Origin of the sequence: Streptomyces gilvus (genome assembly GCF_022513565.1) — a bacterium.
Classification (GTDB): domain Bacteria; phylum Actinomycetota; class Actinomycetes; order Streptomycetales; family Streptomycetaceae; genus Streptomyces; species Streptomyces gilvus.
The window spans coordinates 66292-78106 of record NZ_JAKWBE010000037.1 but is presented as its reverse complement, the minus strand read 5'-3'; the positions used below and the strand labels follow the sequence as shown (position 1 = coordinate 78106).

Below are 11815 nucleotides of genomic sequence, written 5' to 3'. Positions count from 1 at the left end.
CCGGCCGCTCCGGCTCCGGTCACCCCGGCCGCCGCGCCCAGCGCCCCGACCGCCGCCCGGGCGACCGACGAAGGCGCCTACGTCACCCCGCTGGTGCGCAAGCTCGCCGCCGAGAGCGGTGTCGACCTGGCCTCCGTCAAGGGCACCGGCGTCGGTGGCCGTATCCGCAAGCAGGACGTCGTCGCCGCCGCCGAGGCCGCGAAGGCCGCCGCCGCTGCCCCGGCCCCGGCCGCCGCTGCCGCCCCGGCCGCGAAGAAGGCGCCCACGCTGGAGGCCTCCCCGCTGCGGGGCCAGACCGTCAAGATGCCGCGCATCCGCAAGGTCATCGGCGACAACATGGTCAAGGCGCTGCACGAGCAGGCGCAGCTGTCCTCGGTCGTCGAGGTCGACGTCACCCGCCTGATGAAGCTGCGGGCCAAGGCCAAGGACTCCTTCGCCGCGCGCGAGGGCGTCAAGCTCTCCCCGATGCCGTTCTTCGTGAAGGCGGCGGCCCAGGCGCTGAAGGCCCACCCGGTCATCAACGCCAAGATCAACGAGGCCGAGGGCACGATCACCTACTTCGACACCGAGAGCGTCGGTATCGCGGTGGACTCCGAGAAGGGCCTGATGACCCCGGTCATCAAGCACGCGGGCGACCTGAACATCGCCGGCATCGCGAAGGCCACGGCGGAGCTGGCCGGCAAGGTCCGCGGCAACAAGATCACGCCCGACGAGCTGTCCGGCGCGACCTTCACCATCTCCAACACCGGTTCGCGCGGTGCGCTGTTCGACACGATCATCGTGCCGCCGGGCCAGGTCGCGATCCTCGGCATCGGTGCCACGGTCAAGCGGCCGGCGGTCATCGAGACCGAGGAGGGCACGGTCATCGGCGTCCGCGACATGACGTACCTGACCCTCTCCTACGACCACCGTCTGGTGGACGGCGCCGACGCGGCCCGCTACCTGACCGCGGTCAAGGCGATCCTGGAGGCGGGCGAGTTCGAGGTCGAGCTCGGCCTCTGAGGTCCCGCTGCACGCGCGGTGCCCCCGTCCGGAGCGTTTCCGGCGGGGGCACCGTCGCGTCCGCCACCCGGGCGTGCGGACGCGGTCGCTCCAGTTCCAGAGAAGCGGCTCCCGACGGCGCCGTACACCCACCGGTCGGTTCCCGTGTTGCGAAAGCCCCAGCCGACGTGTCCGCACTTCTGGGCGCCGTCCGGCTCGACGAAGACGCAGGCCCCGCCGCTCGCGCCGCCGCCCCGGACCGCGGCCGCCAGGTCCGCGATCCCCGCGCCGCCGACGCTCACGGTGCCGCTGCCGGCTGTACCCCGATGCTCATGCCCCACCCCCGAGTTACCAGGAGCGCCCGCCCCGTGCGGGAACTCCCTGACGACCGCGACGGCGCGGGCGGCCGGCACGTTACGGCGGTGACGACTCCGGGTCCTGTCCGGTACGGGTCTTTACAGGCGGCCTTGCCCTGTGGGGCGTGTAAGTCTCGTCTCACCTGCATGAAAGCGCCCCCGTGCGCCCCTCCCGGAAGCGCTCGCGGCCTTATTGTCTAAACGTCAAACGCCCTTAAGGAGCTCTCATGACCGCGCCCGTCGTCCACTCGCTGCGCGAACAGATCCGCGAGCACATCGTGGAAGGGATCGTCAGCGGGCGCTGGAAGCCGGGCGAGCGGATCGTGGAGCGTCGTATCGCGACCGAGCTGGAGGTCAGCCAGACGCCGGTGCGGGAGGCGCTGCGGGAGCTGGAGTCGCTGCGGCTGATCGAGTCCGCGCCGAACAAGGGCGTACGGGTGCGGAACCTGACGGCGGCCGACCTGGAGGAGAGCTACCCGGTGCGGGCGGGCCTGGAGGCGATCGCCGCCGAGCTGGCGGCGGAGCGGCTGGCGCAGGACTGCTCGGCGCTCGAACCGCATGTCAGCGCGCTGTACGAGGCGGACCGGGACTCCGACGGCACCGGACAGGTGCGGCACACGGTCGGCTTCCACCGCGAGCTGGTGCGGGCGGCCGGCAACTCGGTGCTGCTGCACACCTGGGAGGGCCTGGGCATCGAGGTCTTCACGGCCCTGTCCATCCGCTGGCTGGGGACCGTTCAGCAGTCGTACGCGGAGGAGCACGACGAGCTGGTGGCCGCGTTCCGGCGGCGGGACCCGCGAATCGCCGAGATCGTCAAGGCGCATGTGCTCGGGTGCGCGCCGCGCGCCTGAAACCACCCGAGCGCAACCCCGCTCACCTGCGAAAACGCCTCAAATACCGCGGCACCCGGTGTCTTCGGGCGAGACACTCCGTGCCGACTTTCTCGGAATCAAGATATTTTGCCCTGGACCCTTTGATCGATCATCGATCAGCGAGTTATTGTCGCCGACGGACCACGCGGCGGTAGCCGCAAGGTGTCACAGCACCGAGGTCCCAGCCCTGTCCTGCCAAAGACCGAGGGCACCCCCGAACCCTTGCCGATGAGGGAACCCCCTTCGACTGAGGAAGGCGGCGACATGACCGACCCCAACGCCATCCAGCCGAGCGAGCTCGACCAGCTCCCGGACCGGGACCCGGAGGAGACCGCCGAGTGGCAGGCCTCCCTGGACGCGGTCGCCGAGGCGGCGGGCCCGCACCGGGCCGCGTACCTGATGCGCCGGACGCTGGAGAGGGCCGAGGGCACCGGCATCGCGCTGCCCAAGCTCCTCGAGACCGACTACGTCAACACCATCCCCACCGCCGCCGAGCCGTCCGTGCCCGGTGACGAGGAGATGGAGCGCCGTATCACCGCGTGGAACCGCTGGAACGCGGCCGCGATGGTGACGCGGGGCTCGAAACACGGCGTCGGCGGCCACATCGCCACCTTCGCCTCCGCCGCCTGGCTCTACGAGACCGGCTTCAACCACTTCTTCCAGGGCAAGGAGTCCGACGGCTCGGGCGACCAGCTCTACATCCAGGGCCACGCCTCCCCGGGCATCTACGCCCGCGCCTTCCTCGACGGCCGCCTCACCGAGGCGCACCTCGACAACTTCCGCCAGGAGGCCGGCGGCAACGGCCTGCCGTCGTACCCGCACCCGCGCCGGCTGCCCTGGCTGTGGGAGTTCCCGACGGTGAGCATGGGCCTCGGCCCGCTGTCCGCCATCTACCAGGCCCGCTTCAACCGCTACCTGACGGCGCGCGGCATCAAGGACGTCTCGTCCTCGCACGTGTGGGCCTTCCTCGGCGACGGCGAGATGGACGAGCCGGAGTCCACGGCGGCGCTCGCCCTGGCCTCCCGCGAGGGCCTGGACAACCTGACCTTCGTCATCAACTGCAACCTGCAGCGCCTCGACGGCCCGGTCCGCGCCAACTTCAAGATCGTGCAGGAGCTGGAGGCCCAGTTCCGCGGCGCCGGCTGGAACGTGATCAAGACCCTGTGGGGCACGGCCTGGGACGAGCTGTTCCAGCTCGACACCACGGGCGCGCTGGTACGCCGGCTGCGTGAGGTACCCGACGCCCAGGTGCAGACGTACCAGACGCGGGACGCGGCCTACATCCGCGAGGACTTCTTCGGCAAGGACCCGGCGCTCGCCGAGATGGCGAAGCTGCTGAGCGACGACAAGATCCTCGAGTGCTTCCACCTCTCGCGCGGCGGTCACGAGGCCCGCAAGGTGTACGCGGCCTACAAGGCGGCCGTCGAGTTCAAGGGCGCGCCGACCGTGATCCTGGCGCAGACCGTCAAGGGCTACACCCTCGGCGAGGGCTTCGCGTCGAAGAACGCCAACCACCAGATGAAGAAGCTGACGGTGGACGAGTTCAAGAACATGCGGGACCTTCTCGAACTGCCCATCTCCGACAGCCAGTTCGTCGACGGCGTGGTCCCCTACGGCCACCCCGGCGCCGACTCCCCCGAGGTCCGCTACCTCCAGGAGCGCCGCGCGGCCCTCGGCGGCCCGGCCCCGGCCCGCCGCACGCACGCGCTCGCGCCGCTGCCCGCCCCCGCCGAGAAGGCCTTCGCCTCCTTCGACAAGGGCTCCGGCTCGCAGAACGTGGCCACCACCATGGCCTTCGTCCGCCTGGTCAAGGACCTGGTCCGCGACAAGGAGACCGGGAAGCGCTGGGTGCCGATCGTCCCCGACGAGGCGCGCACCTTCGGCATGGAGAGCCTGTTCCCGTCCCTCGGGATCTACTCCCCCAAGGGACAGACGTACGAGCCGGTCGACCGCGACCAGCTGATGTACTACAAGGAGGCCAAGAACGGCCAGATCCTCAACGAGGGGATCACCGAGGCCGGTTCGATGGCCGACTTCATCGCCGCGTCCACCGCGTACGCGACGCACGGCGAGGCGATGATCCCGTTCTACATCTTCTACTCGATGTTCGGCTGGCAGCGCACGGCCGACCAGATGTGGCAGCTCGGCGACCAGCTCGGGCGCGGCTTCCTGGTCGGCGCGACGGCCGGCCGTACGACCCTGACGGGCGAGGGCCTGCAGCACGCGGACGGCCACTCACCGGTGATCGCGGCGACGAACCCGGCGGCGCTGTCGTACGACCCCGCCTTCGCCTACGAGATCGCGGTGATCGTCCGTGAGGGCCTGCGCCGGATGTACGGCGAGGCCCGGCCCGGCGAGGACCAGAACGTCTTCTACTACCTGACGGTCTACAACGAGCCGCTGCCGCAGCCCGCCAAGCCGCAGGGCCTCGGCATCGACGAGGGCATCGTCAAGGGCCTGTACCGCTTCAACACGGCGGAGTCGGCGGGCGTGACCGTCCCGGCCAACGCCCCGCGCATCCAGCTGCTGGGCTCCGGCACGGCGATCCACTGGGCGCTGACCGCGCAGCGGCTGCTCGCCGAGGAGTGGGGCGTGGCGGCGGACGTGTGGTCGGCGACGTCGTGGACGGAGCTGCGCCGTGACGCGCTGGAGGCGGACGCGGCGCTGCTGCGGGGCGAGGAGCGCGTGCCGTTCGTCCGGCAGGCCCTGCAGGGCGCGGAGGGCCCGGTGCTCGCGGTCTCCGACTACATGCGCCAGGTCCCGGACCAGATCGCGCAGTGGGTCGAGCAGGACTGGTCCTCGCTCGGTGCGGACGGCTTCGGTCTCTCCGACACCCGTGAGGCGGCCCGCCGCCACTTCGGCGTCGACGCCGAGTCGATCGTCGTGGCCGCCCTCGCCCAGCTCGCCCGCCGCGGCGAGGTGAAGGCGACGGCCGTGAAGGAAGCGCGCGAGAAGTACGGGCTGTAACACCGGCCGACCGGCACCGGCCGACCGACGATGCCCCCGCCGCGGCGGGGGCGTCGTTGCATCATGACCCCATGCGCGCTGCCCGTCTCATCAAAATGGTGTTGTTGCTCCAGAACCGGGAGTCGATGACCGCCGTCGAGCTGGCGCGGGAGCTGGAGGTGTCGGAGCGGACCGTGACCCGGGACGCGCAGGCGTTGTCGGAGGCCGGGGTGCCGGTGTACGCCGACCGGGGGCGGGCCGGGGGGTACCGGCTCGTCGGGGGGTACCGGACGCGGCTGACGGGGCTGGCGCGCGGTGAGGCCGAGGCGTTGTTCCTGAGCGGGGTGCCGGGGGCGCTGCGCGAGATGGGGCTGGAGGACGCCGCCTCCGCCGCGCGGCTGAAGGTGTCGGCGGCGCTGCTGCCGTCCCTGCGGGACGCCTCCCGCACCGCCGCCCAGCGGTTCCATCTGGACGCGCCCGCCTGGTTCCGTGAGCCGGAGACGCCCGAGCTGCTGCCGGTGATCGCCGAGGCGGTGTGGGAGGACCGCCGGCTCACCGCCCGCTACCGGCGCGGCGAGGGCGAGGTGGAGCGGAGCCTGGAGCCGTACGGGCTCGTGCTGAAGGCGGGCGTCTGGTACCTGTGCGCCCGTGTCCCGGGCACCGCCGCCCATCGCACCTACCGCCTGGACCGGTTCACCTCCGTCGTCCCCGACGGCGCCCGCTTCACCCGGGACGAGTCCTTCGACCTGCCCGGCTTCTGGGCGGCGCACGCCGTGCGGTTCGCGCGGTCGATCCTGCACGCCGAGGTCGTCGTACGGCTGTCGGCGGCCGGGGCGCGGGCGCTGCCGTACGCCGTCGATCCGCAGGCCGCCCGGGAGGCGCTCGAACGGGCCGGCGCACCGGGCGAGGACGGGTGGGTGACGGTGACGCTGCCGGTGGAGTCCGAGGAGGTCGCGCACGGCCAGCTGACCGGGCTGGGCCCGGAGGTCGAGGTGCTGGCGCCGCCGAGTCTGCGCGAGCGCTTCACGCGGGACGCGGCCCGGATCGCCGCTCTGTACGGGACATAACAATCCGCCGCACTCCACGTGCGCCCCACCCGCCCAGGGCCGATGCTGGACCCGTGATGGACGAGACGGAGTTCTGGGAGCTGGTGGACGCCACCCGCGAGGCCGCCGAGGGCGACCCCGAGGAGCAGGCCGACCTGCTCGTGGACCGGCTGCTCCAGCTGGAACCCGAGATGGTCCTCGACTTCGCCCGTCATTTCGAGGCGCGCTACAACCGCGCGTACACCTGGAACCTGTGGGGCGCGGCCTGGGTGCTGCTCGACGGCGCCAGCGACGACGCGTTCGACTTCTTCCGCTGCTGGCTGATCGGTCAGGGGCGGGAGGTGTACGAGGGAGCCGTGCACCATCCCGACGCGCTGGCCGACCTCCTTGACGACTTCGACGAGGAACTCGACGGCGACGGCGAGGAGCTGGGGTACGCGGCCGACGACGCCTACCAGCAGCTCACCGGAACCGTCGCCCCCGACCTCGGCATCGCGCCCCCCGCCGCCGAACCGGCGGGCGCTCCCATCGACTTCGAGAACGAGCGGGTGCTGGCGGAGCGGTATCCCAAGCTGTGGGAGCGTTTCAGGGACTGACGCACACCACCGCGGACACGGACTGTGAGGGGGGCCATGGCCCGGATCCCGTACCCGGAGCGCGACGCCGACGCCGTCGCCAGACTTCCCGTGCCGCTCAACGCCTTCCGCATGCTCTCCCACGCCCCGCCTCTGACCGGCCCCGCGATCGACCTGGGCATGGCCGTGCTCGGCGGGTCCACGCTCTCCGCCCGGCTGCGGGAGCTGGTGATCCTGGCGGTGGCGGCCGGCACCGAGTGCGAGTACGAGGCGGTCCAGCACGGCCCGGTCGCGCTGCACTTCGGGGTGACGCCCGAACAGCTCGCGGCGATCGCGGAACGGCGGGCGAGCGGCGCGGAGTTCGACGCGGCTCAGTCGGCGGCGATCGGCGCGGCCTTCGAGCTGGTCTCCCGGCACACCCTCGCCGAGGAGACCCTGGCCGCGCTGCGGGCCTGCTTCACCGACCGGCAGGTCGTCGAAGTGGTCACGACGGTCGGCTACTACGTGATGCTGGCGGGCCTGATGAACGGGCTCGGCGTGGACGTCGACCCGTCCGGCGAGCGGTTCCTCGGGCTGTCGGGCGACGGGGAGCGGTAACGGGCTCAGGCCGCGCGGCGGCGGGCGGTGTCCGCGGGGATGTACGCCTGCGTGTGGCCGGCCATGACGGCGTGGTGCAGGGGAGCCGCGTTGGCCTGGTCGAGGGCGGAGGCGGTGACGGCGGCCGGGCCGAGGACGACGGCCGCGGCGGCGCACAGGGCGGCCCAGGGACCGCGCGTCAGCCGGCTCCGACCGGCCGTCTTCTCCGCGGTGTCCGGGGTTTTCGTGATGTTCGTGTGGCTGCTGTTCATTTTCCCCACCTCCAGTCAGTGCGTGTGCATGACCATAGGGAGGCCACCTCGGGGGGAGCGGTGAGGCGGCTACGAGAAACCTGTGAGGCCCCATGGGCAGCCCCCGTGTGAGATCAACGCAGGTCCCCGTTCCTGGCACTCGTACGCGGCCTCCGGGCGCCGGGGGCGTGAACTGCGGCCCAGCAGCCTGCTGTTGAGGCGGATGCTGTGCGACGCGCGGGCCGCGGGCGCCGACGTCCACGACCTGCGGTCCGTCACGCCGGCGCTCACCGAGGACCGGCTGCTGGGCCGGCCGCGGTTCAAGACGGGGGCGGGCGGACGGGCCGTGGAGTACCTCGGGGAGTGGGAGCTGCCCGTCGGGAGCCAGGGGAAGGTGCTGCAGCGGGCGTTGAACGCCTGCCTCGGGCGCCGGTGAGCTGTCCGGTCCGGCCCTGCAGCCGTGCGGCCCGCTCCCTGATCTCCGGGAGGCGGGCGATGAGGGAGGCGCCGGGGCAGCTGGTCATGTAGGCGTCCTTGTGGCCGGCGAGGGCCGGGAGGGTGGCCGTGGTGCCGGCGCGGAAGCGGCTGAGGCTGTTGCTGGAGGTGAGCCGTACCCGGGCGCGGGGGTCGATGTCGGACAGGCCCAGTTTCCAGGCGGCGAGGGCGGCGATGGCCTCGGCCATGGCCGGGGGCACGGGGACGCCGGCGGTGAAGGTGCCGAGGGCGGCGATGCCGGCCGTGCGGTGGTTGAAGCCCTGGGTGTGGGCGCCGGTGACGGCGCGGTCCGTGCCGCCCGCGCGGCCCTCGTAGATGGTGCCGCACCGGTCGACGAGGAAGTTGTAGCCGATGTCGTCCCAGTTCCGGGCCCCGGTCTGGCCCGCGTACAGGTAGCGGATGATGCGGGGCGCGTCGGCGCAGTCGTAACCGTTGGGCGAGTCGGTGTGGTGGACGAAGACGGCGAGGACCTTGTCGTCGTAGCGCGGGGGCGGCTGCGCGTGCCGGGCCAGGTCGTCCAGCCAGGCCGAGCGCGGCACGATACGGGGCTTCGACGCGGAGTGCGCGGGGGCCGCAGGGCGGGCCACGGCGGCCGGCGGGGCGGCCCGGCGGTCGGTCGCGCGCTGGACGCCGTCCACGCACAGCACGAGCCCGACGACCGCGGCCAGACCGGGCGCGACGGCGACGAGCACGCGGGCGGCACGGGCCCCCCTCGACCTCCCCGCTTCCCCGGTTCCCCGCGATCTTCGGACACGCATGCGTCCACTCTCGGCCGTATCCCCCGCGCCCGCGATGTGTGCTGTGCCACCCGGTGGAACCATCGTCCTGGTCCGCGACGTTTTTCCGGGTGGAAGGGGCAGGGGGGAGACACACACCCGCGCGGCTGATCATCGGGCCGGTCCCGCGCGTACTTAGAGGTCTGAAGAGAAAGGCGGCTCTGTGGACCTGCTCGACATCCTGCTGATGCTGGTCGTTCTGGCCTACGCGGCATCCGGATACCGGCGCGGACTGGTCGCCGGCTGTGTCTCGTTCGCCGGGTTCGTGGGCGGAGCCGTCATCGGCGTGTGGGTGCTGCCCTGGATGATGGACCTGGTCGAGGCGGGGACGACCCGGGCGACCGTCACCGCGGTGCTGACCGTGCTGATCCCGGCCGTGGTGGGACACGAGCTCGCGGGACGGCTGGCGCTGCGGCTGCGGCGGGAGCTGGACGAGGGGCCGCTCAGGGTCGCCGACGGGATCGGCGGCGCCGCCGCCAACTCGATCGCCGTGCTGATCGTGGCCTGGGTCGCCGCGAGCGTCCTCGGCGCCTCCTCCTCGCCGCTGGTGACCACCGCGATCCGCGACTCGGCGCTGCTGCGCTCGGTGCAGAACCTCATGCCGGACACCACGCCCACCTGGTTCTCCCGGGCCACCGCCGCGCTGACGCAGGCGGGCTTCCCGCAGGTGTTCAACCCCTTCGAGAACGAGTCCACGGCCGAGGTCGCCAAGCCCACCGGCGACAGCGTCACCGCCCGCGCCACCAGCGCGGCCAAGCTGAGCACCGTCAAGATCGAGGGCGTCTCCGGCGACCAGGGCCGCGAGGGCAGCGGGTTCGTGTACGCCGACGAGCACGTGATGACCAACGCCCACGTGGTGGCCGGCATCGACGACCCGACCGTCCGCATCGGCGGGGTGGGCCGGTCGTACGACGCCCGGGTGGTGCTCTTCGACCCGAACAAGGACGTGGCCGTGCTGTACGTGCCGGGCCTGAACGCGCCGGTGCTGAAGTTCGACGACGGGGCCGAGCGGGGCGACTCCGCGGTGGTGGCCGGCTATCCGCAGGACGGCGACCTCAACCTGCAGGCGGCGACCGTGGCCAACCGGGTCAACGCGACGGGGCAGAACATCTACAGCGACCGCATGGTGACCCGGGAGATCTACTCGATCCGCTCCACGGTCCGCCCCGGCAACTCCGGGGGCCCGCTGCTGACCACCGACGGCCGGGTCTACGGCGTGGTCTTCGCCCGCTCCACCTCCGACAACGAGACCGGTTACGTCCTGACGGCGGACGAGGTCGCCTCCGACGCGGCCCGGGCGGCCGGCGCGACGGCGCCGGTGGACACGGGCGACCTGGTCAGTTCCTGACCGTCACAGGGCGCACCCCATGAGCACGTCGTCCACGTACTCGCCCTCCAGCAGGAACTCGCCGGGCAGCACGCCCTCCACCACGAACCCCTCGGCCTCGTACAGCCGCCGGGCCGGGGCGTTGTGCCCGAGCACGCGCAGGGTCAGCCGGCGTGCCCCCTGCCGGCGGGCCTCCTCCCGCACCGCCCGCAGCAGCGCCCGCGCGACCCCGGCCCCGCGCGCCTCCTCGGCGACGACGAGCCCCTGGATCTGCCGGACGTGGGAGTTGCAGGCCAGCGGGGTCGGATAGCCCAGCCGGACGTAGCCGACGACCGCGCCGTCGACTTCGGCGACCAGATGGTCCCGGGGCCCGAACCGCTCGTTGTAGAAGGGCTCGTACGGCGGCCGCGGACGGGGCTGCACGGAGTGCAGCGGCGACCAGGTGACCCGGTCGAGGCGGCCCAGCGTGTCCTCGTCGTCGAGGGTGGCGTGGCGTATGTGCGGTACCGGCATGACGGCCACCTTACGACCGACCCGACCGGGGCCTTGCCTGCGCGGCCAGCAGAATGGGGGCATGGAACGTGCGCGAATCGCGGTGTCCGGTGCGTCCGGGTTGATCGGGGGTGCGCTGGCGCGGTCCCTGACCGCCGACGGGCACCGGGTGGTACGGCTGGTGCGGCGGGCCGCGCGGGGCGCGGACGAGGTGTGCTGGGACCCCGAGGGGCGGTACGTCGACACGGCGGGGCTCGCCGGGTGCGACGCCGTGGTCAACCTCGCCGGGGCCGGGGTGGGGAACCGGCGCTGGACGGACGCGTACAAGGCGCGGATCCGGGCCGGCCGGGTGCTCGGCACCGCCGCGCTGGCCGAGGCGATCGCCTCCCTCGACGACCGGCCGCGGGTGTTCGTCAACGGCAGCGCGATCGGCTACTACGGCGAGACCGGCGACCGGGTGGTCGACGAGAGCGCGCCCGCCGGCAGCGGGTTCCTGCCGGAGCTGTGCGTGGAGTGGGAGGCGGCCGCGGCACCGGCGCGGGAGGCGGGCGTGCGGACGGCGTTCGTGCGCACGGGGCTCGTGGTGTCGAGCGAGGGCGGCGCCTGGGCCCGGCTGTTCCCCCTCTTCAAGGCGGGGCTCGGCGGGCGGATGGGCGACGGGCGGCAGTACTGGTCGTACGTCTCGCTGCACGACGAGGTGGCGGCGATCCGGCATCTGATCGACACCCACGGGCTGTCCGGGCCGTTCAACGTCACGGCCCCGAACCCGCTGACGAACCGTGAGATCACCGAGGCCATGGGGCGCGTGCTGCACCGGCCGACGTTCTTCACCGTGCCGGCGCCGGCGCTGCGGACCGTGCTCGGCGAGATGGCCGGGGATGTGCTGGGCAGCGCGCGGGTGGTGCCGACGAGGCTGCTGGAGTCGGGGTTCACCTTCGCGTTCCCGGACATCGAAGGCGCCCTCCGGGCGGCGTGAGGCGGGGCACGGCGACAAGGCGGCGACGAGGCGGCGACAACGCGACGACCACCGGTGACCGAATGCGACCGGTGTGCGACCGTGCCCTGTTCATGCGCGACTCCCCCTGACCGGTGGCGGCCCTAACCTCGATCCGAACTCGGGTA

Annotated in this window: 11 protein-coding genes; 8 read left to right on the top strand and 3 right to left on the bottom strand. The window is 72.6% G+C overall.

Annotated elements, in window-relative coordinates; all coding sequences use genetic code 11:
• The 6 genes from sucB to MKW14_RS36375 form a co-directional block, all read left to right on the top strand.
• The coding region (gene sucB, locus MKW14_RS36400) for a 2-oxoglutarate dehydrogenase, E2 component, dihydrolipoamide succinyltransferase (protein WP_240870400.1) at positions 1 to 1002 on the top strand (1002 nt) is incomplete at its 5' end.
• A 562-nt stretch (positions 1003 to 1564) separates the two neighbouring features.
• Positions 1565 to 2188 carry a GntR family transcriptional regulator gene (locus MKW14_RS36395; RefSeq protein WP_240870398.1) on the top strand — a complete coding sequence of 208 codons (624 nt, stop codon included), beginning with the start codon at positions 1565 to 1567 and terminating at the stop codon, positions 2186 to 2188.
• A 285-nt stretch (positions 2189 to 2473) separates the two neighbouring features.
• Positions 2474 to 5176: a pyruvate dehydrogenase (acetyl-transferring), homodimeric type gene (gene aceE, locus MKW14_RS36390; protein ID WP_240870396.1), complete on the top strand. Its 2703-nt coding sequence runs from the start codon at positions 2474 to 2476 to the stop codon at positions 5174 to 5176.
• 71 nt (positions 5177 to 5247) lie between these two features.
• Positions 5248 to 6222 (top strand): helix-turn-helix transcriptional regulator, encoded by a 975-nt coding sequence (locus MKW14_RS36385; RefSeq protein WP_240870394.1) that lies wholly within the window; start codon positions 5248 to 5250, stop codon positions 6220 to 6222.
• A gap of 56 nt (positions 6223 to 6278) precedes the next feature.
• Complete coding sequence (locus MKW14_RS36380; RefSeq protein WP_240870405.1) at positions 6279 to 6797, top strand: DUF4240 domain-containing protein; 519 nt, start codon at positions 6279 to 6281, stop codon at positions 6795 to 6797.
• 36 nt (positions 6798 to 6833) lie between these two features.
• Entirely contained in the window at positions 6834 to 7373 is a 540-nt protein-coding gene (locus tag MKW14_RS36375; RefSeq protein WP_240870392.1) for a carboxymuconolactone decarboxylase family protein, read from the top strand.
• Positions 7374 to 7378: 5 nt separating this feature from the next.
• On the opposite strand, the gene MKW14_RS36370 is transcribed toward MKW14_RS36375, so the two are convergent.
• Positions 7379 to 7624 (bottom strand): hypothetical protein, encoded by a 246-nt coding sequence (locus tag MKW14_RS36370; RefSeq protein WP_240870391.1) that lies wholly within the window; start codon positions 7622 to 7624, stop codon positions 7379 to 7381.
• Positions 7625 to 7923: 299 nt separating this feature from the next.
• Complete coding sequence (locus MKW14_RS36360) at positions 7924 to 8856, bottom strand: peptidoglycan recognition protein family protein (RefSeq protein WP_441349317.1); 933 nt, start codon at positions 8854 to 8856, stop codon at positions 7924 to 7926.
• Between the two features lie 181 nt (positions 8857 to 9037).
• On the opposite strand from MKW14_RS36360, the gene MKW14_RS36355 reads away from it, so the two are divergent.
• Positions 9038 to 10222 (top strand): MarP family serine protease, encoded by a 1185-nt coding sequence (locus MKW14_RS36355; protein WP_240870388.1) that lies wholly within the window; start codon positions 9038 to 9040, stop codon positions 10220 to 10222.
• A 3-nt stretch (positions 10223 to 10225) separates the two neighbouring features.
• Here MKW14_RS36355 and MKW14_RS36350 read toward each other — a convergent pair whose 3' ends face one another.
• Complete coding sequence (locus MKW14_RS36350; RefSeq protein WP_240870387.1) at positions 10226 to 10714, bottom strand: GNAT family N-acetyltransferase; 489 nt, start codon at positions 10712 to 10714, stop codon at positions 10226 to 10228.
• 61 nt (positions 10715 to 10775) lie between these two features.
• On the opposite strand from MKW14_RS36350, the gene MKW14_RS36345 reads away from it, so the two are divergent.
• Positions 10776 to 11669, top strand: a complete 894-nt coding sequence (locus tag MKW14_RS36345) for a TIGR01777 family oxidoreductase (RefSeq protein WP_240870386.1) — start codon at positions 10776 to 10778, stop codon at positions 11667 to 11669.
• The last annotated feature ends 146 nt before the right edge of the window (positions 11670 to 11815 follow it).

Excerpts from the sequence above, each read along its gene's own strand:
- MKW14_RS36395 (WP_240870398.1), top strand. The coding sequence starts at position 1,565 with ATGACCGCGCCCGTCGTCCACTCGCTGCGCGAACAGATCCGCGAGCAC.
- aceE (WP_240870396.1), top strand. The coding sequence starts at position 2,474 with ATGACCGACCCCAACGCCATCCAGCCGAGCGAGCTCGACCAGCTCCCG.
- MKW14_RS36385 (WP_240870394.1), top strand. The coding sequence starts at position 5,248 with ATGCGCGCTGCCCGTCTCATCAAAATGGTGTTGTTGCTCCAGAACCGG.
- MKW14_RS36380 (WP_240870405.1), top strand. The coding sequence starts at position 6,279 with ATGGACGAGACGGAGTTCTGGGAGCTGGTGGACGCCACCCGCGAGGCC.
- MKW14_RS36375 (WP_240870392.1), top strand. The coding sequence starts at position 6,834 with ATGGCCCGGATCCCGTACCCGGAGCGCGACGCCGACGCCGTCGCCAGA.
- MKW14_RS36370 (WP_240870391.1), bottom strand. The coding sequence starts at position 7,624 with ATGAACAGCAGCCACACGAACATCACGAAAACCCCGGACACCGCGGAG.
- MKW14_RS36360 (WP_441349317.1), bottom strand. The coding sequence starts at position 8,856 with ATGCGTGTCCGAAGATCGCGGGGAACCGGGGAAGCGGGGAGGTCGAGG.
- MKW14_RS36350 (WP_240870387.1), bottom strand. The coding sequence starts at position 10,714 with ATGCCGGTACCGCACATACGCCACGCCACCCTCGACGACGAGGACACG.
- MKW14_RS36345 (WP_240870386.1), top strand. The coding sequence starts at position 10,776 with ATGGAACGTGCGCGAATCGCGGTGTCCGGTGCGTCCGGGTTGATCGGG.